Consider the following 24,396-nt stretch of genomic DNA (forward strand, 5'->3'; position numbering starts at 1 on the left):
GTACAAAAAAACCTCAGAATACTTTCTGAGATTTCTCTGTTCGTTCTATCTAGAAAACATACGTTTAAGTGAATATACAGTTAAACTGCTTGATGATCTGATTGATTCTTATACACTGGCTTACTCTCCCTTAGCAATGCTTCTAAATCCCTCTTTTAAAGTCTGATTTTGAGTCTCTTTGAAATACAAGTTATTTTCATGGTTTCCTTGATTTTGTTGCGTCACTAAGACCACAGGCTCTCCCCTATGGTAAGCAAATAAATACACATGTTTTGATACATAATCTTGAGTATCAGAATCGGAATACAGTGCCACAATTTGATATTCTTCTTCTCCTAGACCTGTGTCAGACCACCGGCTAGAGACTTGTGATTCGTCAACAGCAAGATGCATTTTTCCATCCCAGAGCGCCTCTGGTAACATCACGCCATAATATTTCACATTGTTAGAGGGCTGATAAGATTCATAGATCTGGTTCATGGTCTGACCCCAATCAGCCATGAAAAAGCTTAACTGTTCTCCTTGTTGCGGTGTCCAAAGCTCTTCTTCTGCTTGCTTCTCTTTTGGCTTTTCTTTTGGCTTCTCTTGTTTAACTTCTTTCTTCTTATCAGTATCAAGCAAAGCTTCCTTTTCCTTTTGAGCATACTCACTTAGTTGTTTTGAACCATCTTTGAAAGAAATGGCCTTATCATAGTATGCCTCAGCCTCTTTTATCTTCTTCCCTTTAGCTAGTACTACTGCTTGGTTATAGTAATCAAGTTGTGTCTTTAACCTCAGGGCTTCGCCATCCTCTTTTTTATTCTCAAGGGCTAGCTCTACAAATCCCTCTGCTTGCTCAAATTTTTTCTCAATAATGGCCTCTTTTGCTTTTTGCATGGATTGTTGGTAATGCTCGTTGGTTTGCTGATTCTTACCGCAGCTTGATAGTAACAATACTGATAATACTAATATCAGCGCCTTTTTTTTCATACGAATATCCCTTTCTCTTCTCCTTAACACAGGAGATTTATGCTTCATTATTATATAATGTTCTCCTTTAAAAAGGGAGTTTTTTACTGTCTTTCTTTTCTTAATTGACATTCTAGACGAAGTTTACTATGATTATCTTAACAATTAAACAGTTAACTATGAAGAGTTGAGGTAGTGATACGACACAATGACCTCACAGCAACGTACCAATTTTTGGCAACGTGCTTCCGTCGTAACCCATAGTGCGTCGCAAAACAGCTCGCAATCATGGTGAGCTGTTTTTTTGTTATTAAAACAAGCAAAGGACGTGTTATAATGTATTATTGGAACAAAGGGGAACTAATCACCCTAAAAAAAGCAACGGATGAAGAGCTAAACGAAGCCATTCAAACACATTTACGTGTAGCCAAAACCTCTTCTTTCTATCAACCTGAACTAAACAAAGCGGCATCTCTTATGGCTCTATTACAAGAACATCCAATGATTGAAACGTGGAACAAGGATTATTATTTAGCAAAAGCTGAAGCGATAGCCTATGCTAATAAGCACCCCTACACAGGACCTAGAAACTATATTGAAGCCATGGGGCGAAAATATAGTTAACTTATTCTGTCCTCTGTGACTGATTTAAGGTATGATATAGACGTAAATAATAAGAAGTAGGTGAAACACATGGGAAAATACCAATTAGATACTAAAGGACAAGCCTCTGTCACTAAATATCATGAAAAATTAACACCAAATAAAGGCGATAAAGCCAAGCAACTGGCTGAATTGCGTGCGAGTTACTTAAAGAAAAAACAAACTAAAAATAAAAAATAATTAAGATTTTTAATACTAAAACCCCACCTTATCGCAAATAATAAGGTGGGGTTTTTCTTATTCTTCTAAAGGCCATTTCATAGCAAGCAAGTAATTTTTATCATACTTTCTTGCTAAAGAGTGAAGGAAAGTTTCTACAGCATTCCTGTCCATGGGAACCTGATGAATCACTAACTGATACTTTTCTTTTTCCTCTTCACTCGCCTCTTTTTTAAAATAACCCCAGATATGTTCGTAAGCTACTCTCAAGCTTTTATCCGTTGGAACAAGGGCTTCTAATTCAAAGAGAATGGCTTCATACTCTGCTTGTTTACAGGATGTCCACTGATTCTCTTTTGCCATCAAGCGAATATAGTTATAAGCTTGTTGCGAGTGAGCCATCACCCAATATTTATGCTTGGCCCAGGAATCTTGAAAGGTTTTTAGTTCGTTTCTAGTCACTTGGTCCATGAGACTCACTCCTTCATGTTGGGTATTTTTTATGCAAACATTTTATTTCTGTCTGGCTTCATTCACAGCTTTGTATAATTCACCTGTTGTTGTGATGTCACCTAATTTAGCCACAGGAACCTCTGCTTTTTTAGCTAGGGCTTCTATGTCTTCTGACTTCACAGGTTGTGACACATTGATAGAGGCAATATTCGTTACTTTACCTTCTTCGATACTTGGTATCTCTAAAATATCAGCATTTACCAACTCTACCACATCTTGTCGGTAAGGCGAATCAGTCTCTACGCCAATGACTTGCCAATTATTTAATAGAACACCTTCGTACACGCCATTCTTTTCTTCTTTAATGTATCGAGCTGACAACTCTCTAATACGTCCTTCTACTTCGCCATACGCTTCATCAGCAAACGTTGAGTAACCTTCTTTGAACGTTCTACCTGCTAGAGGGCCATCTTCTGATACTAAGAAATTCATACGGTATTGGTTCATCCCGATTTTAATAGGCTCTTCAGCTGTAATCGGTGTATCATCCAAACGTCTTAAATTGACAATACGCTCCCCTGCTTTTTTCGATAAATCAATGTCGTATTTTACATTATAAAAACGATCATTTGTGTTGTATTTACTTGTTCTTCTAGCTTCATTGAAACTCACCGTTACATCTCCTGGGATCGTTTGATTATAATAATCTGCCCCCCATTCCATGTAGTCTTTTAGATCTTTCCCTGTAATATCAAATACGGTCACTTCACCATCTGTAAATTGATAGTTTCTTGCGATATCTTTCTTCTTAATTTCCCCAATATCAAGAGAAGGTGTATCTGTATCAATTTGGAATGCCACAACATCTGCGCCTTTACTGTAGTGTAACATCACCTCGCCAAAGAAATTCACTAATGGGGTTTCTGTGATTTGTGCCTCTGGTATGCCTTTTATTTCATTATCAGGCACAAGGTCAAGCGTCGTCAATTCACCTAAAACAGTATTGGCATCTGCTCTCGCTTTTTTATGATACGGTTCTAACAACGTCACAATTTCTTCGTCTTCTTCATATCCTGCGACTTCAATAGCGGATCCTTTTTTATCTTTAAGTGTGTACCCTTCTTTGTCTTCTACTAAATTTAAATCAACTCGTGAGACAAATCGGCCGTACTTATCAGGTTCCACAATCAAGACATCATTAATAAACTCTTCTTCCACTAAGGTGTGCATATGACCTGCAAAAATCACATCAAGTTCTGGTACTGCTTCTGCCATATCTGCCACACCTGTGTTATGAATATCATTTTCATTGGATATCCCCATATGAGTGACCGCAACTAATACATCCACTTCTTTTTTTAGTTCTTTGACAACTTTTTTTGTTTCTTCTACAGGATCCGTCAATTTTTTCCCATCAAAAATAGCTGTATCTTTTTTAAACTCTGCGACTAATGGTGTTGTCATACCAATAAACCCAATTTTAACACCATCTTGCTCTATTTCTTTATAAGAATCAAAGTAAGGCGTGCCGTCTTCTAATTGGACATTTCCTGCAAGAACAGCTCCATCAAATTGATCCGTTACTTTATCTAGCACATCAAAACCATAGTCAAATTCATGATTTCCCATGGTCCATACATCATATTTCAATGCTTTTAATACTTCTGTTGCAGGATGTTTTTCTTCATTTTTAAACAATTCTGCTGAATTATCTTGAATTAAATCCCCAGCATCTACAAGTAAGGTATTTTTTTCTTGTGCTCTCACTTCTTTCACAATACTACTGATTTGAGTGAAGCTTCCTACTTTATTTTCCACATCTGTAGCATAGTCCCAGGCCATATAACGACCATGGATATCCGATGTTCCAAGAATCGTAATCTGTTTGTCTCCTTTATCAGACCCTTTGCCACTCTCTTTTACCTCTTTACTAGCACAACTTGCTAATAGACCCACACTAAACAAAACCATAGCACCTTTAAATAGTTTCTTTTTCATTATTCGCTACTCTGACACTCTCGACAGAGTATCCCCCTTTCGTTTTGAAAACCTTTTCACGAAAATAACTGTAACACATGTTATGTGATAAATCAAAACATGCCAAAAGCTATTTTAGCTTTTGGCATGTTTCTTATAATCCTTTAAAAGTTGCTACAACATTTTCTACAGTAAAGCCATATTTTTCAATCACTGTGTTCCCAGGAGCGCTTGCTCCAAAAGTATCAATGCCCATTGTTGCTCCATCAAAACCTACATAACGTTCCCAACCAAGGGTTGCTCCCATTTCAATGGATACGCGTTTTCTAACAGCTGATGGTAAGACACTTTCTTTATAAGCAGCATCTTGTGCTTCAAATAATTGAGTACTTGGCATAGATACCACTGACACGTCGATGTTTTCTTTTCTTAATTCTTTTTGTGCTTGTACGGCTAAGTTAACTTCCGAGCCTGTCGCTATCAAAATACCTTCTGGTTGTTGCCCTTCTTGCGGAGAAATCACGTAAGCCCCTTTGACTACGTTCTCTGGTGCAAGCTCTTTACTACCTTCTAGTACAGGTAAGTTTTGACGAGATAAAGCAAGAACTGTCGGTGTTTCTTTTGATGTGATAGCTATTTTCCAAGCTGCGGCAACTTCGTTACCGTCTGCTGGGCGAATGACATTCACATTTGGAATACTTCTTAAGCCTGATAATTGCTCAATTGGTTCATGGGTTGGTCCATCTTCTCCAACGGCAATAGAATCATGAGTTAAAACATAAGTTACTGGTGCTTTTTGAATCGCTGATAAACGCAAGGCTGGTTTTAAGTAATCCACAAAGACAAAGAATGTCCCGCCGTATACTCTAGTACCACCGTGTAATGTAATACCGTTCATAGCTGCTGCCATAGCGAATTCACGCACACCAAACCAAATATTACGGCCTTCGTATTGTCCAGGTTCAAAATCTGTCTCTCCCGCAATCATCGTGTTATTTGATGATGATAAGTCAGCAGATCCTCCCCAAAAATGAGGCACCGTTTTGGCGATTTCTTGAATCACTTCTTTACTTGTTACACGACTTGCCGCACTTGTCTCTAATTCATACACAGGCAATGCTTTATCTAAATCAGGCGTGATGTCATTATTGAATGCTGCCTTAAATTGAGCAGCTAATTCAGGGTATGCTGCTTGATAGTCCTTGAACAAGTCGTTCCATTCTTCTTCTGCTTGTTGTCCTTTAACGACCATCTCTTCATGGAAACGCGCCGTTACTTCTTCTGGTACCGTAAATTCAGGATAGTCCCAGCCATAAGCTTTTTTGGCAATGGCAATGCCTTCAGCACCAAGTGGTGCTCCGTGGACTTTGTTCGTTCCTTGGTTAGCCGCACCGTAACCAATAATTGTTTTCACTTCAATAATCGTTGGTTTCGTTGTTTCTGCTTTAGCAGCTTCAATGGCTTTAGAAATAGCTTCTAAATCATTACCGTCTCTCACTAAGATATGTTGCCAACCTGTTGCTTCAAAGCGTCCTTTTACATCTTCTGAGAAAGATTTATCTAATGGACCATCCAAAGAAATATCATTTGAATCATATAACACAATCAATTTATCTAATTTTAAATGCCCAGCTAAACTAATGGATTCTTGAGAAATACCTTCCATTAAGTCCCCATCACCACATAAAGCATACGTGTAATGATCGACAACCTTAAAGTTATCACGGTTGTAAGTCCCTGCTAAGTGCGCTTCAGCCATAGCAAAACCAACACTCATAGCAATTCCTTGTCCTAAAGGACCTGTCGTCGCTTCCACACCATCCGTGTGATACACTTCTGGATGCCCTGGTGTCAAACTATCCCATTGACGGAATTGTTTAATCTCTTCCATTGGTAAGTTATAACCTGATAAATGCAATAAACTATATAACATTGATGAACCATGACCCGCTGATAAAATAAAGCGGTCTCTATCTACCCAATTTCTTGAGGTACTTGGATTCACTTTCAAGTGTTTTGTCCAAAGGGTATAAGCCATCGGTGCAGCTCCCATTGGTAACCCTGGGTGTCCTGAATTTGCCTTTTGAATCATGTCTAAGCTTAGTGTACGAACTGCGTTAACTCCTAATTGATCTATTTGGTCAAACATTGTTTTCCCTCCACTATTCTTAAAATAGCCCTTTTCAATCCCTTACTTTAAAAAGAGCTATTATTACTAATAAAAGTATTTTATTGGTTAAATATTTCAATAAAAGAGTCTAATGTCTGTGTCTGTATTAACTCTTTGACGTACTCTTCATCAGATAATTTTATTGCTAATTCTTGTAGTATTTCCAAATGAACAGAATCTTCTCCTGCGATACCAATGATAATAAATGCCTCATTATCATCATATTTAATTCCTTGTGGATAGTGAATAACAGAGATACCTGATGTTTTAACATATTTTTTATCTTCATTCAGCCCATGAGGTATTGCAATGCCATTGCCAATATAAGTGATATCTGATTCCTCTTTTTTCAGCATAGAAGCAATATACTCTTCTTCAATAAAACCATTTTCTAATAGCACTTCCCCTGCTTTAGTAATAGCTGCTAATTTAGAGACACTTTTTTGACCATGACGTACTTGCTTTTGACTAATGTTCATCTTTAACTTCCCCTTCTGTTAAGTTTTTAACTAGAATATCATATTGTGGGTCATTTAGAAATGATTCAACGGTTCGAACAATCGCATTAGGAGCAGCTTTTTTTGCTCGCTCATATAAGTTTTTATGAGTCACAATTACTTTCGTATTTTTATCAACAACATCAACAGCAGAATTCTCTACTATAATAGATAAACCGGCATCTTTTACTTTCTTTTTAAGAATACCACTTCCCATAGCGCTTGAGCCAATTCCTGCATCACAGGCGAAAATAATTCTCTCAATGTCTTCTGTCTTCCATGATTTAACAGCGTCTGAAGTTGACACGCTTCCTTCTTTTTTAACGCCTAACATCTCACCAATGTCATCGCTTAAAGACACATCCTCATCTTCTTCTGCTGATTTATCAAATTTTAAGATAGCCATTGCGGTAAACATACTCCCTGCAATTCCGGCTAAAATACCTAATAAGACAGGAATCGCGCCACCTTTTGGTAACATAATTAAGAATGAGACGATACTTCCTGGATGAGGATACCCTGCTAACCCTGCATTCAATAGGACCCAGACAATAATTTGAGCAATACCACCTGCAATGACAGCTAAAAACATAAGCGGTTTCATTAATACATATGGGAAATACACTTCATGAATACCACCAATAAATTGAATAATTAACGCTGATGGTGCTGATTTTTTACTGTTCCCTCTACCAAAGAAAGAGTACGCTAATAAAATCCCTGCTCCTGGAGCTGGACTTGATACTAACATGTAAAACAATGTTTTTCCGCCGTGCTCTAAAATTTGGGCCGCTCCCAACGGTACAAATATTCCTTGATCAATAGCGTTATTTAAGAAAAGTACCTTGGCTGGCTCAATAATCACCGCTAACAAAGGATATAAGTTAGCTGTAATTAAGAAATTAATGCCAGCTGTTGCTGCATCGGTTAATACGGTAATAATAGGTCCAATGACATAAAAAGAAAAAACGGACATAATTAAGCCAACAATACCAATTGAAAAGTTATTAACTAACATTTCAAACCCTGATTTTATTTTGCCTTCTAGCACTTTGTCCACTTGTTTCATTACCCAACCACCAAGAGGTCCTAACATCATAGCTGCTAAGAACATAGGTATTTCAGAACCAAAGATGGCTCCAGAAGCAGCCACAGCTCCGGCTACAGCTCCTCTTTGACCATATACCATCTTACCACCTGTATAAGATATAAGAATGGGTAACAAATACTGTAACATTGGCGAAATCATTGTAGCCAAATCTTCGTTAGGAAACCAACCTGTTTCTAAAAACAATGCCGTAATTAAGCCCCAAGCAATAAAAGCCCCAATGTTTGGAATCACCATTCCGGCCAAAAAACCACCAAATTTTTGAATTTTAACTTTTAAGTCCATTTTTTTCCCTCCAACTATCCTTTTATTAAAACATGATATCCCCACCATTAACACTAATGGTTTGTCCGCTGATATAACTTGCATCATCACTCAGTAAGAAACACGCTAATTTTGCGACATCTTCTACTTTACCAATTTTTCGTAATGGGATTTTTGATTTAAAATAATCCATTACTTTATCTGGGTCTAAATTTCTTTTTTTAGCATAATCTTTTTTTTGTACATCCCACATAGGTGTGGCAATCACTCCTGGAGCAATGCTATTAACACGAATACCACTCGGACCAAATTCTGCTGCTAACGATTGTGTCAAACCGATAATACCAAACTTACTTGAGCAATACGCTTGATAACTACTCGTTCCTACTTTGCCAGATTGTGAAGATAAATTAATAATACTTCCCTCACCGTTTTCTAGCATATGTTCAATCGCTACTTGGCTACAAAGGAATTGTCCCTTTAAATTGATGTCCATTGTGTTGTCCCATAATTCTTCTGTGTGCTCAAAGAATGGCACAATTTTTGAGATACCTGCGCTATTTACCCAGTAACTAATCAAACCTAAGTTAGATTTGATCTCATTCCCTAATGCTTTAATAGCTTCTAAATTAGTTACATCTAACGCCTTACCTAACGCCTTACCTCCTTCTTTGATAATCTCATCAGCTACACGTAACGCATTGGTCACGTTAATGTCTGTCACTACAACCTGCACACCTTTTCTAGCAAGTTCTTTAGAGATACCTTCTCCGATTCCACTACCTCCACCAGTGACAACAGCTATCTTATCTTTCATACCTTATCAACCCATCCTCTCGTCAGGAGGTCATGACCTCCTTATGTATAAGGTAATAATAGCACGATTTATCACATTGTCAACCGCTTTCACATATTTTTATGATTTAATCTAACTTTGTGAACACTCAAATCGCCACGGTCTCTTGACACTGAGTATTCAATTAATTCGCCATTATCGTCATACGTTTTAGTTCTAACTTCTTGTATTGGGTCCCCTTCTTCAATCATTAGAAGCGTCGCATCTTTTTTAATGACAATTTTTGCTCTGAATTCTTTTTCAGCAAATGTAATGGTCGTATGGTATTCTTCTTCCATAATTGTGAATAAAGATTGATCATTAAAATCAAACTGATCTAACTGTTTGAACTTACTTTCAGGAACATAGGTTGTAACGACAATAATGGGTGTTTCATCAATATAACGCAATCGTTCCAAAACATAGTAATACTTCTCCGTCTCCCCGAAAATAGTTGCTAGGTATTCCGTTTGCTTGATTTTTTTAATTTCTAATAGCTTGGTAAAGTTTTCTTTCCCCTTCATTGAAAACTCTTCTCTAAAACTTCTTAACTTTTCAAGATCCCACGTACTCTTTTTCTTAGGTGATACAAACGTCCCAATGCCTCTTCTTTTTTCAATGTATCCTTCTTTTTCAAGGTTATCAATAGCTTGTCTAACAGTTGTTCTGCTTAGTCCTGACTGCTTGATAATCACATGTTCCGCTGGTAAACTTTCATTCTCTTTATATACACCCTCTTCTATTTTCTTGATAATTGATCGTTGTAATTGGGCATACAACGGTAGTGGATTACTTTTATCTATATTAAACGTGTCCATGTATTTCTCCTCCAACATATAGTGATGTCCTGTTATCATTATACTTGAATCACCTGTTTTTTACACCTTGAATGACAGATTTGTCACTATCTTCCTTATTGATTACTCCTTCTTCTTAAATCAAGATAGTTTAAAATCTAGATAAAACAGGCTATAATCTTACACAAGAGAACTAAAGGAGGAATTTATTATGTCACACACATACACATCTATTGAACAATTAATTGGTCGTACGCCTTTAATTGAATTAAATAAAGTAAAAGAACACTTCAACTTATCAACCACTATCTTAGCTAAAGTTGAGTCCTTTAACCCTGGTGGCTCTGTCAAAGACCGTATCGCTAAAGGAATACTAGATGATGCTGAAGCAAAAGGTCTCATTACAAAAGAGACAACACTGATTGAACCGACCTCTGGTAACACAGGAATTGGTTTGGCTATGCTAGCGGCTGCCCGTGGGTATCGTTTAATCATTGTTATGCCTGAGACCATGTCTGTTGAGCGTCGTCAGTTAATGTCTGCTTACGGGGCTGAACTGGTGCTAACAGAGGGCGCTAAAGGAATGAAAGGGGCCATTGCTAAAGCAGAAGAATTACTTGAAAGTACTGATAATAGCTTCATGCCTTCTCAATTTTCTAACCAAGCGAATCCCGACACTCATTATCAAACGACTGGTCCAGATATCTGGGAAGAAGCTGGCGGCCAGATAGATGCTTTTATCTCCGGTGTGGGCACAGGCGGCACGCTAACCGGTGTGGGACGTTATTTAAAAGAGCAAAATAAAGACATTCAACTCATCGCTGTTGAACCAACAGATTCACCTATCTTATCAACGGGGAAAGGTGGACCACATAAAATTCAAGGAATTGGTGCAGGGTTTGTTCCTGAAACACTGGATACAGCCATTTATGATGAAGTGATGACTGTGGACAACGAAGAGGCTTTTGCTATGGGGCGCATGATGCCAACAACTGAAGGGCTTCTTGTGGGTATCTCATCAGGCGCAGCTATGTCTGCTGCTATTACCTATTCCAAACGCCCTGAAAATAAAGGCAAACGCATTGTGGTTTTATTACCTGATACAGGTGAAAGATATCTATCAACCGCTATGTTTAGCAATTAAGGAGAAAATCATGGAGAAAAATTATCATGGGATTCATGAAACCGTGGCTAGTATTCGTCATTATTTCTTCGCCCTGTTATTTCCCAACTATTATCATGTACCTAATATCCAGATAACTGACGAGGCACTAGAAGAAAAAATACACGAAGCGATTGCCTTTGTAATAGAAGAACAAGACGCTATTGATGACTTATCAAAACAAGTAATGGTGGCACTCCCTCATATGAAAGAACTCATCATGACGGATGTTTCTGCAGCATACGACGGAGACCCCGCTGCGACGAGTGAAGATGAAATCATACTTGCTTACCCTGGCTTCAAAGCCATCAGTATTCATCGCCTAGCTCATGCCATGTACCAGCTGAATATCCCAATTATCCCTAGGTTATTATCAGAAACCGCTCATAGTGAAACAGGGATTGACATTCATCCTGGCGCTTCCATTGGTCCTTATTTCTTCATTGATCATGGAACTGGCATTATTGTCGGAGAAACAACGGTCATAGGACAACATGTTAGCTTGTATCAAAGTGTGACATTAGGCGTTCGCCGCTTTAAAAAAGCCGAAGATGGCACTCTATTAAAAGGTGGGAAACGTCATCCAACCATTGGTGATAATGTTACTATATACGCCGGTGCCACAGTACTTGGTGGAGACACATTCATTGGTGATGGGGCTGTAATAGGCAGTGGGGCTTGGGTGAAAGCATCTGTACCACCCAACACCTGGCTACTTAAAGAATAAACCAAAAATATCAGAAGAAAGAGGACCCTTCCTCTCTCTCCTGGTATTTTTCTCTTTCATTCTCTTTAAGGTTGATATGAAAGGGTTTAATTATAGTATTTTTTACTATTACCTCCCTTTCTTACATTAAGTTTTCATGAAAATCACAAACAATCCTATCTCTATTCTTTACAAATCCATAAAAAAACAAGTATAATATATAGATTATGATAAAAATATTAGAATTTTAATCAATTTGTCATTTTTAGGAGGGGAATAAATGATTACATTTAAAGAAGTAGATAAATATTACGGGTCATTTCACGCATTAAAAGGGATTAACCTAACCATAGAAAAAGGGGAAGTCGTTGTAGCCATTGGTCCTTCAGGCTCTGGTAAAAGTACCATGCTAAGATGCATCAATGCATTAGAAGAAATTACAACGGGGGATTTATTTGTTGATGGCGTTAACATCCATGACAAAAAAACCAATTTAAATGAAGTACGAAAAAATTTAGGGATGGTATTTCAACATTTTAACCTGTATCCCAATATGACGGTTCTTGAAAATGTCATCTTAGCACCTATGAAAGTGCTGAAAGAAGACAGAGAACACGCGGTTCAAAAAGCCGAAAAATTATTGGAAAAAGTCGGAATGTTACATAAAAAAGACGAATACCCAACTCAATTATCAGGCGGACAACAACAACGTATTGCTATCGCTCGTAGTTTAGCTATGGAGCCCGATGTAATGCTGTTTGATGAACCGACATCTGCTCTAGATCCAGAGATGGTTGGAGAAGTACTAGACGTAATGAAATCACTAGCGAAAGAGTCTGGGATGACAATGATCGTTGTTACCCATGAAATGGGCTTTGCTCGTGAAGTAGCGGATAGAGTTATTTTTATGGCTGATGGTCAAATCTTAGAAGACAGAGAATCAGAGAGCTTCTTTGATAACCCTCAAGACGAACGTGCAAAACAATTTTTAAGTAAAATTATTAATCAATAGTTAGGAGTGATGACAATGAGACAACGCTTAATGAAAACAAGTTATCTATTCTTATTTTTTATAGGCCTCATCTTTTTAGCTGGATGCCAATCAAAGGATCTGACTAATCAAAACACCCTAGAAAAAATTGAATCCTCTGATAAAATTGTCTGGGGCGTTAAGTACGATACAAAACTATTTGGCTTGATGAACATTGAAAGCCGTAAAGTAGAAGGCTTTGATATCGACATCGCCAAAGCCTTAACAAAGGAAATAATCGGAGATGAAAACAAAGCGGAATTTGTGGAAGTGACATCCAAAACGAGAATTCCTTTACTCAAAAATGGGAACATTGATGCCATTATCGCAACAATGACCATTAGTGACGAACGTAAAAAACAAGTGGATTTTTCTGATGTGTATTTTGATGCAGGACAATCCTTATTAGTAAGTAAAGACAGTCCTATTAAAAGCGTGGATGACTTAACAGATGAGACGACGGTATTAGCTGTTAAAGGGTCAACTTCGGCTGAGAATATTCGAGAACACGCACCACATGCTAAAGTATTAGAACTAGAAAATTATGCTGAAGCTTTTACTGCCCTTCAATCGGGACAAGGTGATGCGATGACAACAGATAACAGCATCTTACTCGGGATGGCTTCAGAAAATCCTAAATATGTCCTTGCTGGAGACAAATTTACAGATGAACCTTACGGGATTGCCTTAAATAAAGGACAAAAAAGGTTCCAACAAGCATTAAATGATGGCATCCTCTCTCTAAAAGAGAATGGAACCTATGCTGATATTTATAAGAAATGGTTCAATGAGGAACCTAAATAGAAAGGTGGTAAAAGATGCTAAATATTTGGCAAACCTACCAAGCTGATATTTTATCAGGTTTAAAAATAACAATTACGGCTAGTTTAATAGCGTTACTTTTTAGCTTGTTGATTGGAACATTTATGGCCATTTTACAAGTATCAAAAACAAAATGGATCAAGAGATTAGGAAATAGTTATGTTAATCTTTTTCGTAACTTGCCTCTCTTGATTGTGGTGATGTTCTTCTTCGTTGTCATGCCTCTTTATGGCATCAAAATAGACGGAATTACCGCTGGGACCATTGGCTTAACCCTTTATACCTCTGCTTTTATTGCTGATACAGTACGTGCAGGTATCGAAGGGATTCCTAAAGGACAAATGGAAGCTGGACTCGCTTCTGGCCTAACCTATGCTCAAGTGATGCGGTTAATCGTGCTGCCTCAAGCATTTAAATTAGTCATCCCACCACTAGGCAACCAATTTATTAACTTAGTCAAAAATTCATCGATTCTAGCCATGGTTACAGGGGCTGATTTGATGTATCAAGGAGACTTAATCGCAAGTTCTACCTTTAATACCATTGGTACCTATACATTGATTGGGCTAATCTATCTCATGATGACCATGCCTCTATCTTACTTAATGAAATATCTAGAAGTGAGATTAGCGAAAGCATAAGAAAGGAGTCAGTAAAATGGCGTTAGAACAAGTATTTACATGGAGCAACATGCGGTTCATATTAGACGGTCTATTAGTGACTCTGGAAGTCGCTGTCGTTTCTATTATCTTAAGTTTTGTGATTGGTAGTATTTTAGGTGTCTTACGTTACTTGAAAATCCCAGTGTTATCTTTAATCGTGGGACTTATTGTGGATATTATTCGTAATCTTCCTTTGCTTCTGATTATTTTCTTTACTTATTTTGCCTTACCTCAAATAGGCATTCAATTTAGTATTTTTTGGTCCGCTGTTGTGGCATTGACGATTTTCGAGTCAGCCATGTTATCAGAAATCATTCGCGGTGGACTACTCGCGGTACCTAAGGGACAAATGGAAGCTGGTATGTCGACTGGCTTAACAAAAGGACAAACCATTTTTTATATTATCTTGCCTCAAGGGCTAAAACTAATGGTCCCTCCTTTAGTTAGTCAATTTGTCTCATTAATCCGTGACACCTCTCTGGCAGTGATTATCTCTCTACCAGAATTAACCCATAATACAAAAATCATTTACGCACAGTATCCAAATACCGTGCTACCTATGTTCTTCATTATGGCCTTCTGTTACTTCATCATTTGTTATTCTCTTTCTGCTTTTTCAAAGCGTTTTGAAATGAACTATGTAAAGTAACAATAACAAAAAAAGCTATCCTAACTCGTGGTGAGTGGGATAGCTTTTTGTTTGGTCTCATTTACTTAGATATAAAGTTACTTCAAAATTAAAAACAACTTCGTCTTCTAAATTCTACAAATTAAATATTTCTTTTTTACTTCAGACCTATTATCATTTTTTTACTTCTACTTTTATTATTTTAAATTTTTTATGTTACGATAAAAACTATGCAGAATCATATAAGAGAAACAAATGATATAAAAACAATAAAAAGCTTTATCAGTTATTTAGCTGATAAAGCTGCCATAGTAATGTAATTATACGGCTGATTAAAGTGGGGTAAAAAGAATATGTCGAGTAGAGCTAATTCATCGACAGTCACTTGTTTGGCTATTGCCAATGAGAACATATGAATTCCCATAGACATATCTCCTTTAGAACTCATTTGGGTGCCTAATATACGTCGACTAACTTTATCATAAACAATTCTTAATTTTACCTGTTCATTGTCTTTCATAAAGCTCAGTTTTTGTAAGTCCTCAAAATCAGTCATAGCTACATCAAACCCTAATTTTTGAGCTTTTTCATAAGAAATACCTGTTGATACCATATTTCGACCAAAAATACTAATTCCATTGGATCCTTGGACACCTAGTGACTTGATATCCGAACCACCTATACTATGGCCTGCAACGATGCCAGAACGAACAGCATTAGTTGCTAAAGCAATATGCGTCACATCATTTAAAGCGTTGGAATAAATAGTGGCGCAGTCCCCAATCGCATAAACCTCTGATATACTAGTTCTCTGATGTTCATCTACCAAGTACGCTTTTTCCTTTGATAACTTCAGATGGCCCTCTCCTAAATCTACATTCGGAATAAAACCAAGAGCATTTACAACTAAGTCAACAGGGTATTCTCCTCTATCTGTTACAATACTACTTACCTTATTATCCAAAGAAGCTATTTTATCTTTAGCCGCTTTTGCATCTGGGTTTATTTTAATCTCTTCAATTAGCTCTTCAATATAACGTAAAAAAACTTCTTTTACATCGTTTTTCTGATAGGATGTCACTTTTTCATTTAAATGTAACTCAACACCATTTTCACTCAGTGTTCGGGACATATCATCTGATAACCATGAGTCATAATACGCAGATAAAACCTGGCTCTCAATATCAAAAAGCAAGACATTTTTACCTCTTCTTTTGATAGCCTCCGCCATTTCAACTCCAATATATCCAGCTCCTACTACAGCGACATTATTTACCATAGTTTGATTTAGAGCTTCATCAATAACTATGCAGTCTTCAAATGTTTTTAAACAATGAATACCCTCGTAATCATTACCTGGCAAATTAAGCTTAATTGGTTTTGATCCTGTTGCTAAAATGAGGTTGTCATAGGTTTCTTCAAACGCCTCTCCATTCACACCACAACAGGAAACGATTTTTTTAGAAAAATTAATAGAAACAACCCTTGTCTCCATATAGATGGTTGCCCCTTTTTCTTCAAACGCTTCTTTATTCGTATAAAATAGGGTCTCGTAGGAATCAATTTGTCTTCCCACCCATAAAGGTGAACCACATCCTAAATAGCTTAAACTATTACTTTTATCAATCATAATCACCTGTTGATCCGGATAATGATCAAGCAATGTATTAGCAGCAGCAATCCCTGCATGATTAGACCCAATAATGACTGTTTTTACCATTATCTATTCTCCTTACTCTCTCATAAGTACTCATTGTTTAAAGATTTCTAATATAAATGACTCATCATGCCTTTTATAAAGAAACCATGTTACAAAAGTAGCTTCAAGAAACAAGCTGAAACTCATGAGATTTTTGGAAAAATCTTTATCCTGAATTCCTTCTTATTTTTTGAAGCTAACTACTTTCCTTACAATCTATGACCTGCCTTATTTACCACTTAATGGTAAAATTGATTCTACCTCAGCGTGTGGTCTTGGAATGACATGAACGGATAATAATTCACCAACCCGTTCTGCTGCTGCTGCTCCAGCATCCGTCGCTGCTTTTACGGCACCCACATCTCCTCGGACCATAACAGTAATAATACCACCGCCTACTTTTTCTTTACCTACTAAAGTTACATTAGCTGCTTTCACCATTGCATCTGCTGCTTCAATTGAACCAATTAATCCTCTTGTTTCTACCATTCCTAATGCATCTGATTTCATTGTGTATTTCCTCCTAATTGAAGTTTGTATTTTTTATTATTTTAAAATGTCAATTCTAGTACTTGAAGTAACACCTAAGGCATTTGCTTCTTCAGTATCTATATGACACTCTAATCCTGAATTTGATGTTGCTCGAATCATGACATTGTTAAGAACCCCGCCTCTTGGTCCACTAAGTTTAATTGAGACCTTCTCTCCATCAACTACACCAAAATATTTAGCTTCTTCTGGCAACATATGAATATGACGATGAGCTACAATCACTCCTTGCCTTATCTGAACAGAACCTTTTGGTCCGATTACAGTCGCTCCTGGTGTCCCATTCAAATCACCAGACAAACGAACTTCGCCTTTAACACCTATCTTAAATGTATCTCCTTGAAGGATTTCAATTTGAGTCATCGGTCTTGCCGGTCCGAGTACACGAATTTTCTCTAAAGTTCCTTTTGGTCCACAAACCGTCACACACTCTTTGCAAGCGTACTGTCCTGGCTGAGATAAATCTTTCAACTTAGTTAGCTCATAGCCTTCTCCAAATAAAGCATCAATGTCTCCCCTAGATAAATGGGCGTGCCTATTAGATATGCCTACTGGTATCGTTCTAGCCATTTCAGACATAGGTTGTTGTTGTTTTCCAGATAGTTTCCCTTCAACAAGAACGCCTAGTACACGATTTAATACTTCTTCGTATTGCTCCATCACACTCACTCCCTTACTATTTATTTATTTCTTTTAACAGCTGTTTAACAACCTCTTCTAATTTGGTAACGTCCAATTCCTCTGAAGAATTATTGGCTTCAGATAATCGAGGTCTGGATTCACAGCCTTTGCTCCAAGTTACTTCTTCCATATGTTCGCTAATTTCATAATCAAACAAAGGATCTCCAGCTACTAATGTTCTAACATCCTTTAACCCATAAGCAACTTTTTTGATATTCAAGAGGTTTTTAGGACTAACATTTTCTGATACTGAACTACCACCAAATGTTCCACAACCTAATGTAAATGAAATCGGTAGACCTGTACTGATACCTGTCCCACCTTGACTTCCACCTGTATTAACTAATATTCTTGAAGCCGGCTTAGCAGCAAACTTCAATACTATGTCTCGGTCATTTGTATGAAGACTCATTGTGTGACCAATGCCATTTTGTAGTAATTCAATGCTCAAATGGCAAGCTTCTTCCCAATTATCAACCACATAGAATCCTAAAACAGTTGTTAATTTTTCAAAGGATAATGGGTAACCCTGTCCTACACCTTTTTGTGGACCTACTAATACTTTTGTACCACTTGGAACACTGATACCAGCTGCTTTTGCAATCACATCTGCAGAACGTCCAACAAATTGTGCATTCATCGCGTTTCCATTCTTAAACAATAAGCGACACACTTTGTCTGTTTCTTCCTCAGTCATAAAATAGCCACCTTGTTTATTTAGCTCAAAAATGACTTCTTTTTCATTAACTGACTCGCAAATAATCGCTTGTTCTGATGCACAGATAGTTCCATTATCAAAAGTTTTACTAGCAATAATTTTCTCAACAGCCTCTTTAACATTTGCCGTTCTTTCAATATAGGCCGGTGAATTTCCTGCTCCTACTCCAATAGCTGGTTTACCTGAACTATAAGCCGCTTTAACCATACCAGGTCCACCCGTTGCGATAATCAAAGATACTTCCTTACCATGCATTAACTCATTTGTTGATGCCATAGTTGGTGTTGATACACAACTAATTAACCCTTTTGGTGCCCCTGCAGCTTCTGCTGCTTCACGCATGATTTCACTAGCTGCTAACGTACATTTCTTGGCGGCAGGATGAGGCGCAAATACAATCGCATTACGTGATTTAATGGCTATCATCGCTTTAAATAAAACAGTGGATGTTGGATTTGTTGATGGTATGATTCCCATGACTAAGCCTACTGGTTCAGCGACATCAAATGTTCCATTCTCTACGTCTTCTGAAATAATCCCTACTGTTTGTTGGTCCTTAATTTCTTCATAAAGTAAAACAGAGGCTGCGTGATTTTTATATACCTTATCCTTTATTTTACCAAAACCAGTTTCTTCAACAGCCATTTTTGCTAAACAAACAGCATGTTTCTTAGCAGCATCACGCATACTTTTTAATATTACATCCACTTGTTCTTGAGTGAAATTAGCCATTTCATCAGCGGCTATTTTTCCATTTCTAGCTAAATTTCTAGCTTCTTGTACTGAACATAAATCTTTATCAAATGCTTCCATTATTTTTTACCCCTTTGCCTTGTTATGACTATTTTTTATAGTGTCTAATGTAGGCTGTCATTAATTTTTCTTTACTGGCTTTTTTTATTTCTTTACGAGATAGTTTAACATCAGATAATCGTTCTAAATGGTTTCTTAATTCTGATACTTTATACTCAACTAAACATGTCCTAAGTTGATCGATGTCCTCGTTCTCTAACCAGTCATTTAATGCTTCTTCTAATGGTTTTTGATCTATTACTTCTTCAACTATCTTTTCTACGACTGCCACTTTTTCTTTCTCAATACCTTCTGTTACTTCAATAAGATGTCCAAATAGATCAGCAATCGAATCATCCGGTCGAGGTATCGTATGAATAGAAAGTAATGAACTCTCATTTAATTGAGAAACAGAAGCTGCTCCTGCATCAACTGCTGATTTAACAGCAGCAACATCTCCTGAAATAACGATGGTCACTATGCCACCACCAATTATTTCTTTGTTTACCAGATGAACTTCTGAAGATTTCAACATAGCATCTAACGCTTCAATAGCTGCTATGAGGCCTGTTGTTTCAATAAACCCTAACGCTTCTTTCATCGGTTACTCCTTTACACATTTTGACATTTAATGATTCACATATAGTAAGTTAACATTTTCTTCACTTGTCCACGTAACGAGTGTCTGTTTTGGTATAACAACCACATCACCTTGCTTCACAGCATATTCTTTCTCATTAATTGTCATATTAAAACAGCCATTCATAACATAATAAACTTCTTCTCGACTCGTTTGATGTGGACAACTAACACCATTAAAAGTTAAAAAACCTAATTTGATAGACTTCTCACTTACTAGCTCTCGTTTTAAAATAGAAACATCTTGTTGTTTTGACACTTGTTCTAATTGAACAGACTCTCCTTTTATAACTGTTGTTCCACTAGAATCAATCATTGCTTTAAAAGGCTCACTAGGTACCTCAATAGCTAGCACTTCTTTTAGTAATAAAATCAACTCTTCTGTCGTAATCTCTTGTTTATCTGATTCTTCTTGTATTTGAATTAAAATGCCGTAATCTTCTGCCAAGTCTTTGGCTAAATCTGTCACGATTGTCTTTTTGGTAACATAAAGAGTGCCCAAACCGCTCTTGTGACATTGCGTAACATCTTCTGCAGAAACTAGTTTTTTCATCGACACACTTTTCCTTTCTTTTCTAAACAGATTCACAACTTTCATCAATAATTCCAATCACTGCTGCGTCTACAGGTACGGTATCATCTTCTAACATCCTTCTTGCAGCCGATCCTGTGGTTACGATGACTCTGTCTCCAATGCCTGCTCCAATAACATCTACAACAACAAGTCGCTCCCCATCTCTAGATCCGCCGATAACTACTGCTAGCATCAATTTAAATCCGTTAAGTTTATCTGATTTCCGAGTTGCCCAGACATTATCTACTAACTTTGCAGTTACCATAAACGCTCTTTCTCTCGTCTATCAATTTCATCCATCGCCGCCATAACGGAGGCAGTGTCCCCAAATATCGCTAGCATAATCATATTTTGAGGGCATGTTCCCTTGATATCTTCAACAACAACACCTACTGCTTTTTCAGCCACATCAGCTGCACAAACCATTTCAATTAATTTTCCTTGAACTAAACCAACTGCCCCAATATCTTGAAGAGCTTCTTTTGGTCCTGAACCTTTTCTTCTATTTAATATTGCTAGAGTATTTTCTCCAGGTGATTTTATTATGCGACAATCCATAGCCCATTCTCCTAATCCATTATTTGATTGGTACAACTTTTAGCAATCCCAAGTGGCGTGACGAACATTGGGTTGCGTGGTTTAAATGTTGGTATCTTAATTTTTTCTTCGATTAGTTTTTCAATCCCTGTCAAACACGAAGAGCCTCCTACTAAATAAATGCCATCTATGTCATAACCTTTTATTTGTTTTTCAATAATAGAAGCAATTTTTTCAATCACAGGTTTTAACGTCACTATTAATTCACTATGATTTGTTTCATCTCGTTTATATAGTTCTGCTTCTTCGAAAGAGATCTTATACGCACCTGCTATAACAAGAGAAAAGTGGGTCCCCCCTGTTGCCTCATCAGAAACATTAATCACTTTCCCATTTTTTAATATGGAAATCCCTGTTGTACCTCCACCAATATCAACAACTGCTCCATTTTTGATATGAAGGACTTCATTCGCTGCTGTTGGTTCGTCTAAAATGGAGGTCAATTCAAACCCGGCACTTTGTACCACATTTTTAATAGCACCAGAATCTAAAGCATCTGTCCCTGGAGGTATTGCTGAAGAAGCGTATACTAACTCTGTACCTAAAGCTTCTTCAAGCTCTTCTTTCAATTCCCTAACAATTGTTACTGCTCCAATATAATCAACAACCATGCCATCTCTTACAACATCTGCATACCGATAGGCACCAGCAACAGGCTCATAATGAGTATCTAAAACAGTTAGAACAATACAAGCTGTTCCCAAATCAACGCCTGTATAATAATTAGTCTTATTCGTCCGTTTAGGATGGTCAATGACAGATTCAAATTTAGAAACCAATTCATCGCATTTTTCTAGCTCTTTTTTACTCACTACTCACCACTCCTCATCAATTGATTGACTATATCAATCAATTGCTTTTTTAAATAAGATAATTCATTGCATAGTTTTTGATTGTTTGTTTCTAAGTCACTAATCGAGAAAATCGCTTGTTCCAACTTTATCAACAATTGGCCTCTCGTGCTCAAAACATGATGTACTTCTAACTGACTCTTATAAGGCGCAAGCGATACGTCTTGCTCTCCCCTTATTCCTACTTTTATCTCATCAGCCAATAAAAATAAAGTATGACTGATAGTAAAATCAATTTCATTGGCCAATCGACCACACTCTAAACAAGATAGTCTCAATAAGTCAAACTCATTAGTTAACACTTGTGTTGAATGACGTTTATCCTGAATACTGTTAAGCTTTATTTTTTTGTCGCTTAAAAATTGCTTAGCTTCCGGGGTCAATCGGTCTTCTTCTTGTAAATAAAAATCACTAAATGCTTGCTTCCTATACTTAACTTTTAACTCGTTTTCTGTAATAAAGTGCATTTAGTGACCTCCTTTACTTAGTTTTTTATAAATCCCTTCTAAATCCTCTATAGTAGGTACACGGGGATTCGTTAAAGTACATTTATCTTCCATTGCTTTTTCAGACATACTAGATAAAGCACTTAAAAAATCACCTGTTTCTACCCCCATCGCTTCAATCTTTTTAGGAATTCCTAACTGATCTGTATAACGATTTATTTTAGAAATCAATGCTCTCACTGTTGCCTTTTTAGTGCCTGATTTGATACCCAGTAATTCAGCAATTAGCACATATCTATCTAAAGTAGCTGTTTCTTCTACTAAATCTAGTCCCGCATTGTAACTAATAACATAGGGTAAAATCAGCGCATTTGCTCGACCATGAGGAATATGAAATTTGCCACCTAAGGCGTGAGCCAAGCTATGACAGATTCCCAGTGATGCTTCACTAAATGCAATTCCAGCTAAACAAGAGGCATTATGCATTTTTTCACGAGCTAATATATTAGAACCATCTTGAGTTGCCTCTAATAAATAAGCCCAAACCATCTTGATTGCCTTCTCAGCACAAGCGTCCGTAAAATCTGAGGCATCAGTTGAAACATATGCTTCAAAACAGTGAGTTAAGACATCTATGCCTGTATCAGCTGTTATATCTCTAGGCACTGTTTTCGTTAATTCCGGGTCTAAAATAGCAATTTCTGGAATCATGGTATCCGATACAAGAGCATATTTAGCTTGTTCTTCATTATCTGTAATAACAGAAAATGCGGTTACTTCACTTCCCGTGCCACTCGTTGTCGGAATACAAACTAATTGAACGTCATTAACCTGTGTTGATTCCCTATAAATTTCTCTAACAGCTTTTGCTGTATCTAGAGCCGAACCCCCACCTAATGCAATAATACTACGTGGTTTTATACTTAAAGCAGCTTGTAATCCTTTAGTCACTACTTGAATCGTTGGATCTGGCACGACTTCTGAAAAAATCATATACTGAGTCGAATTATCCTCTAACAAAACAGTTATTTTATCCACCATATGAGATAATTCCATGAAAGGATCACATACAATCAATGTATTTCCTAGCTCTAACTCATTTAATGCGTTCAAAGCATCTTGACCAAAATAAATTTCTGTCGGCATTTTAAATCGATTCATTATTATTTCACTCTCCTTTCTTTCTTATTTTGTTACAAAATAATTCTATTGATGCCTCACTGCTTAAATTAACGCATTCATAAGGACTTTCTATTTTGATTTCTTCAAACATCTTGTCACTCTTCTCTAATTGGAAGCTAGAGGGAAGCTCTGTATGATACGTCAACACTCCTAGTACTGGGACATTAAATATCTTTGCAAAATTAGGTGGGTACACTTTCTTTTTTTGCATAACAGGATAGAGCATTAAGACTAAATAAGCTTGCGTTCTCAAAGAAATAATGTGTTTACGCATATCAGGACTTTCTAAATAACTACCGGGAACACAAATGGTGTGGTTACCATAAACAATGTGCCCTCTTTTTTTAATAGGTCCCTCTTCTTCATTTATATAATGGGTTAGCCTAGCTTTCCCGCTATTGTTTGGACCTATGATTAATATCTTTTTCCTCATGTTTTAGTCATTTCTTCAACAGTAAACCCTAACTGTTCCTCGAGAATACGATTAACTTCTTTTAAAGAGATTTCCACACTTTGAACATCGCCTTGAATCACAACAGACCCTGTAAAACGGTCTAAAAATCCAATCGTCACATCTGCGGCCTTACTTGCTATATCAGCTGCAATAACTGCTGTCTCATAAGGTGATAAAGTCAATATTCCTATTGCTCCATACGGGTCAACTCCAATAGCTTCATAAACATCGACAATAGGAGAGGCAATTAAATGAGATAAAGTGACTTGTTTACCAGGAACAGATTCCTGTATGACACGCGCTACTTGTTCTTTCATCATTTAGTCTCCTTTT

At 37.1% G+C, this 24,396-nt stretch carries 29 protein-coding genes; 8 read left to right on the top strand and 21 right to left on the bottom strand.

The features are described from left to right. Nucleotides 1–120: 120 nt before the first annotated feature. Nucleotides 121–969: a DUF4767 domain-containing protein gene (locus tag ACVWM0_RS08705; protein ID WP_476472250.1), complete on the bottom strand. Its 849-nt coding sequence runs from the start codon at nt 967–969 to the stop codon at nt 121–123. Nucleotides 970–1,284: 315 nt separating this feature from the next. Between ACVWM0_RS08705 and ACVWM0_RS08710 the strand changes: the two genes are divergently transcribed. Both ACVWM0_RS08710 and ACVWM0_RS08715 read left to right on the top strand, forming a co-directional pair. Continuing rightward, a complete protein-coding gene (locus ACVWM0_RS08710) occupies nt 1,285–1,572 on the top strand; it encodes a hypothetical protein (RefSeq protein WP_476472251.1) in 288 nt (95 codons plus the stop codon). 69 nt (nt 1,573–1,641) lie between these two features. Continuing rightward, nucleotides 1,642–1,791 carry a hypothetical protein gene (locus tag ACVWM0_RS08715; RefSeq protein ID WP_476472252.1) on the top strand — a complete coding sequence of 50 codons (150 nt, stop codon included), beginning with the start codon at nt 1,642–1,644 and terminating at the stop codon, nt 1,789–1,791. 57 nt (nt 1,792–1,848) lie between these two features. On the opposite strand, the gene ACVWM0_RS08720 is transcribed toward ACVWM0_RS08715, so the two are convergent. From ACVWM0_RS08720 to ACVWM0_RS08750, 7 genes are all read right to left on the bottom strand, one after another. Next, a complete protein-coding gene (locus ACVWM0_RS08720) occupies nt 1,849–2,241 on the bottom strand; it encodes a DUF1722 domain-containing protein (protein WP_476472253.1) in 393 nt (130 codons plus the stop codon). Between the two features lie 42 nt (nt 2,242–2,283). Beyond that, nucleotides 2,284–4,221, bottom strand: a complete 1,938-nt coding sequence (locus ACVWM0_RS08725; protein WP_476472254.1) for a bifunctional metallophosphatase/5'-nucleotidase — start codon at nt 4,219–4,221, stop codon at nt 2,284–2,286. A gap of 133 nt (nt 4,222–4,354) precedes the next feature. Next, nucleotides 4,355–6,349 carry a transketolase gene (gene tkt, locus ACVWM0_RS08730; RefSeq protein WP_476472255.1) on the bottom strand — a complete coding sequence of 665 codons (1,995 nt, stop codon included), beginning with the start codon at nt 6,347–6,349 and terminating at the stop codon, nt 4,355–4,357. An 80-nt stretch (nt 6,350–6,429) separates the two neighbouring features. After that, a complete protein-coding gene (locus ACVWM0_RS08735) occupies nt 6,430–6,849 on the bottom strand; it encodes a PTS mannitol transporter subunit IIA (RefSeq protein ID WP_476472256.1) in 420 nt (139 codons plus the stop codon). Then, entirely contained in the window at nt 6,839–8,260 is a 1,422-nt protein-coding gene (locus tag ACVWM0_RS08740) for a PTS transporter subunit EIIC (RefSeq protein WP_476472257.1), read from the bottom strand. Before ACVWM0_RS08740 ends, ACVWM0_RS08735 begins: the two co-directional genes overlap by 11 nt. A gap of 25 nt (nt 8,261–8,285) precedes the next feature. Then, the gene (locus tag ACVWM0_RS08745; protein ID WP_476472258.1) at nt 8,286–9,056 is read right to left on the bottom strand and encodes an SDR family NAD(P)-dependent oxidoreductase; all 771 of its coding nucleotides are present in this window, start codon (nt 9,054–9,056) and stop codon (nt 8,286–8,288) included. An 89-nt stretch (nt 9,057–9,145) separates the two neighbouring features. After that, nucleotides 9,146–9,892 carry a GntR family transcriptional regulator gene (locus ACVWM0_RS08750; RefSeq protein ID WP_476472259.1) on the bottom strand — a complete coding sequence of 249 codons (747 nt, stop codon included), beginning with the start codon at nt 9,890–9,892 and terminating at the stop codon, nt 9,146–9,148. 190 nt (nt 9,893–10,082) lie between these two features. Here ACVWM0_RS08750 and cysK point away from each other — a divergent pair, with 190 nt between their 5' ends. From cysK to ACVWM0_RS08780, 6 genes are all read left to right on the top strand, one after another. Then, entirely contained in the window at nt 10,083–11,015 is a 933-nt protein-coding gene (gene cysK / locus ACVWM0_RS08755) for a cysteine synthase A (RefSeq protein ID WP_476472260.1), read from the top strand. Nucleotides 11,016–11,025: 10 nt separating this feature from the next. Next, complete coding sequence (gene epsC / locus ACVWM0_RS08760; protein WP_476472261.1) at nt 11,026–11,760, top strand: serine O-acetyltransferase EpsC; 735 nt, start codon at nt 11,026–11,028, stop codon at nt 11,758–11,760. A 259-nt stretch (nt 11,761–12,019) separates the two neighbouring features. Then, complete coding sequence (locus ACVWM0_RS08765) at nt 12,020–12,751, top strand: amino acid ABC transporter ATP-binding protein (RefSeq protein ID WP_476472262.1); 732 nt, start codon at nt 12,020–12,022, stop codon at nt 12,749–12,751. Nucleotides 12,752–12,766: 15 nt separating this feature from the next. Next, a complete protein-coding gene (locus tag ACVWM0_RS08770; protein ID WP_476472263.1) occupies nt 12,767–13,573 on the top strand; it encodes a transporter substrate-binding domain-containing protein in 807 nt (268 codons plus the stop codon). 14 nt (nt 13,574–13,587) lie between these two features. Beyond that, nucleotides 13,588–14,232, top strand: a complete 645-nt coding sequence (locus ACVWM0_RS08775) for an amino acid ABC transporter permease (protein WP_476472264.1) — start codon at nt 13,588–13,590, stop codon at nt 14,230–14,232. A gap of 16 nt (nt 14,233–14,248) precedes the next feature. Beyond that, nucleotides 14,249–14,902: an amino acid ABC transporter permease gene (locus ACVWM0_RS08780; RefSeq protein ID WP_476472265.1), complete on the top strand. Its 654-nt coding sequence runs from the start codon at nt 14,249–14,251 to the stop codon at nt 14,900–14,902. Between the two features lie 265 nt (nt 14,903–15,167). On the opposite strand, the gene ACVWM0_RS08785 is transcribed toward ACVWM0_RS08780, so the two are convergent. The 13 genes from ACVWM0_RS08785 to ACVWM0_RS08845 form a co-directional block, all read right to left on the bottom strand. Beyond that, complete coding sequence (locus ACVWM0_RS08785) at nt 15,168–16,601, bottom strand: FAD-dependent oxidoreductase (protein ID WP_476472266.1); 1,434 nt, start codon at nt 16,599–16,601, stop codon at nt 15,168–15,170. 207 nt (nt 16,602–16,808) lie between these two features. After that, nucleotides 16,809–17,090 carry an ethanolamine utilization microcompartment protein EutM gene (eutM, locus tag ACVWM0_RS08790; protein ID WP_206966865.1) on the bottom strand — a complete coding sequence of 94 codons (282 nt, stop codon included), beginning with the start codon at nt 17,088–17,090 and terminating at the stop codon, nt 16,809–16,811. Between the two features lie 36 nt (nt 17,091–17,126). After that, nucleotides 17,127–17,789, bottom strand: coding sequence for a phosphate propanoyltransferase (locus tag ACVWM0_RS08795; RefSeq protein ID WP_476472267.1), 663 nt, complete (start codon nt 17,787–17,789; stop codon nt 17,127–17,129). Between the two features lie 16 nt (nt 17,790–17,805). Next, nucleotides 17,806–19,341 (bottom strand): acetaldehyde dehydrogenase (acetylating), encoded by a 1,536-nt coding sequence (locus tag ACVWM0_RS08800; RefSeq protein WP_476472268.1) that lies wholly within the window; start codon nt 19,339–19,341, stop codon nt 17,806–17,808. Nucleotides 19,342–19,369: 28 nt separating this feature from the next. Continuing rightward, nucleotides 19,370–19,921, bottom strand: a complete 552-nt coding sequence (locus ACVWM0_RS08805) for a BMC domain-containing protein (protein ID WP_476472269.1) — start codon at nt 19,919–19,921, stop codon at nt 19,370–19,372. Between the two features lie 27 nt (nt 19,922–19,948). Continuing rightward, nucleotides 19,949–20,512 (bottom strand): cupin domain-containing protein, encoded by a 564-nt coding sequence (locus ACVWM0_RS08810; protein WP_476472270.1) that lies wholly within the window; start codon nt 20,510–20,512, stop codon nt 19,949–19,951. 22 nt (nt 20,513–20,534) lie between these two features. Continuing rightward, entirely contained in the window at nt 20,535–20,798 is a 264-nt protein-coding gene (locus ACVWM0_RS08815) for a EutN/CcmL family microcompartment protein (protein WP_476472271.1), read from the bottom strand. Further along, nucleotides 20,792–21,091, bottom strand: a complete 300-nt coding sequence (locus tag ACVWM0_RS08820) for a BMC domain protein (protein ID WP_476472272.1) — start codon at nt 21,089–21,091, stop codon at nt 20,792–20,794. Before ACVWM0_RS08820 ends, ACVWM0_RS08815 begins: the two co-directional genes overlap by 7 nt. Before the next feature lie 11 nt (nt 21,092–21,102). Beyond that, on the bottom strand, nt 21,103–21,942 hold the full coding sequence (eutJ, locus tag ACVWM0_RS08825) for an ethanolamine utilization protein EutJ (protein WP_476472273.1): 840 nt from the start codon (nt 21,940–21,942) through the stop codon (nt 21,103–21,105). Then, nucleotides 21,942–22,448: a hypothetical protein gene (locus ACVWM0_RS08830; protein ID WP_476472274.1), complete on the bottom strand. Its 507-nt coding sequence runs from the start codon at nt 22,446–22,448 to the stop codon at nt 21,942–21,944. The genes eutJ and ACVWM0_RS08830 overlap by 1 nt, the downstream gene beginning before the upstream one ends. Further along, nucleotides 22,449–23,588: a 1-propanol dehydrogenase PduQ gene (locus ACVWM0_RS08835; RefSeq protein ID WP_476472275.1), complete on the bottom strand. Its 1,140-nt coding sequence runs from the start codon at nt 23,586–23,588 to the stop codon at nt 22,449–22,451. It lies immediately after the preceding gene. Between the two features lie 7 nt (nt 23,589–23,595). Continuing rightward, complete coding sequence (locus ACVWM0_RS08840; RefSeq protein ID WP_476472276.1) at nt 23,596–24,042, bottom strand: EutP/PduV family microcompartment system protein; 447 nt, start codon at nt 24,040–24,042, stop codon at nt 23,596–23,598. After that, nucleotides 24,039–24,380, bottom strand: a complete 342-nt coding sequence (locus tag ACVWM0_RS08845; RefSeq protein WP_476473697.1) for a BMC domain-containing protein — start codon at nt 24,378–24,380, stop codon at nt 24,039–24,041. Before ACVWM0_RS08845 ends, ACVWM0_RS08840 begins: the two co-directional genes overlap by 4 nt. Nucleotides 24,381–24,396: the final 16 nt, after the last annotated feature.

This window comes from Vagococcus sp. 211 (genome assembly GCF_056322705.1).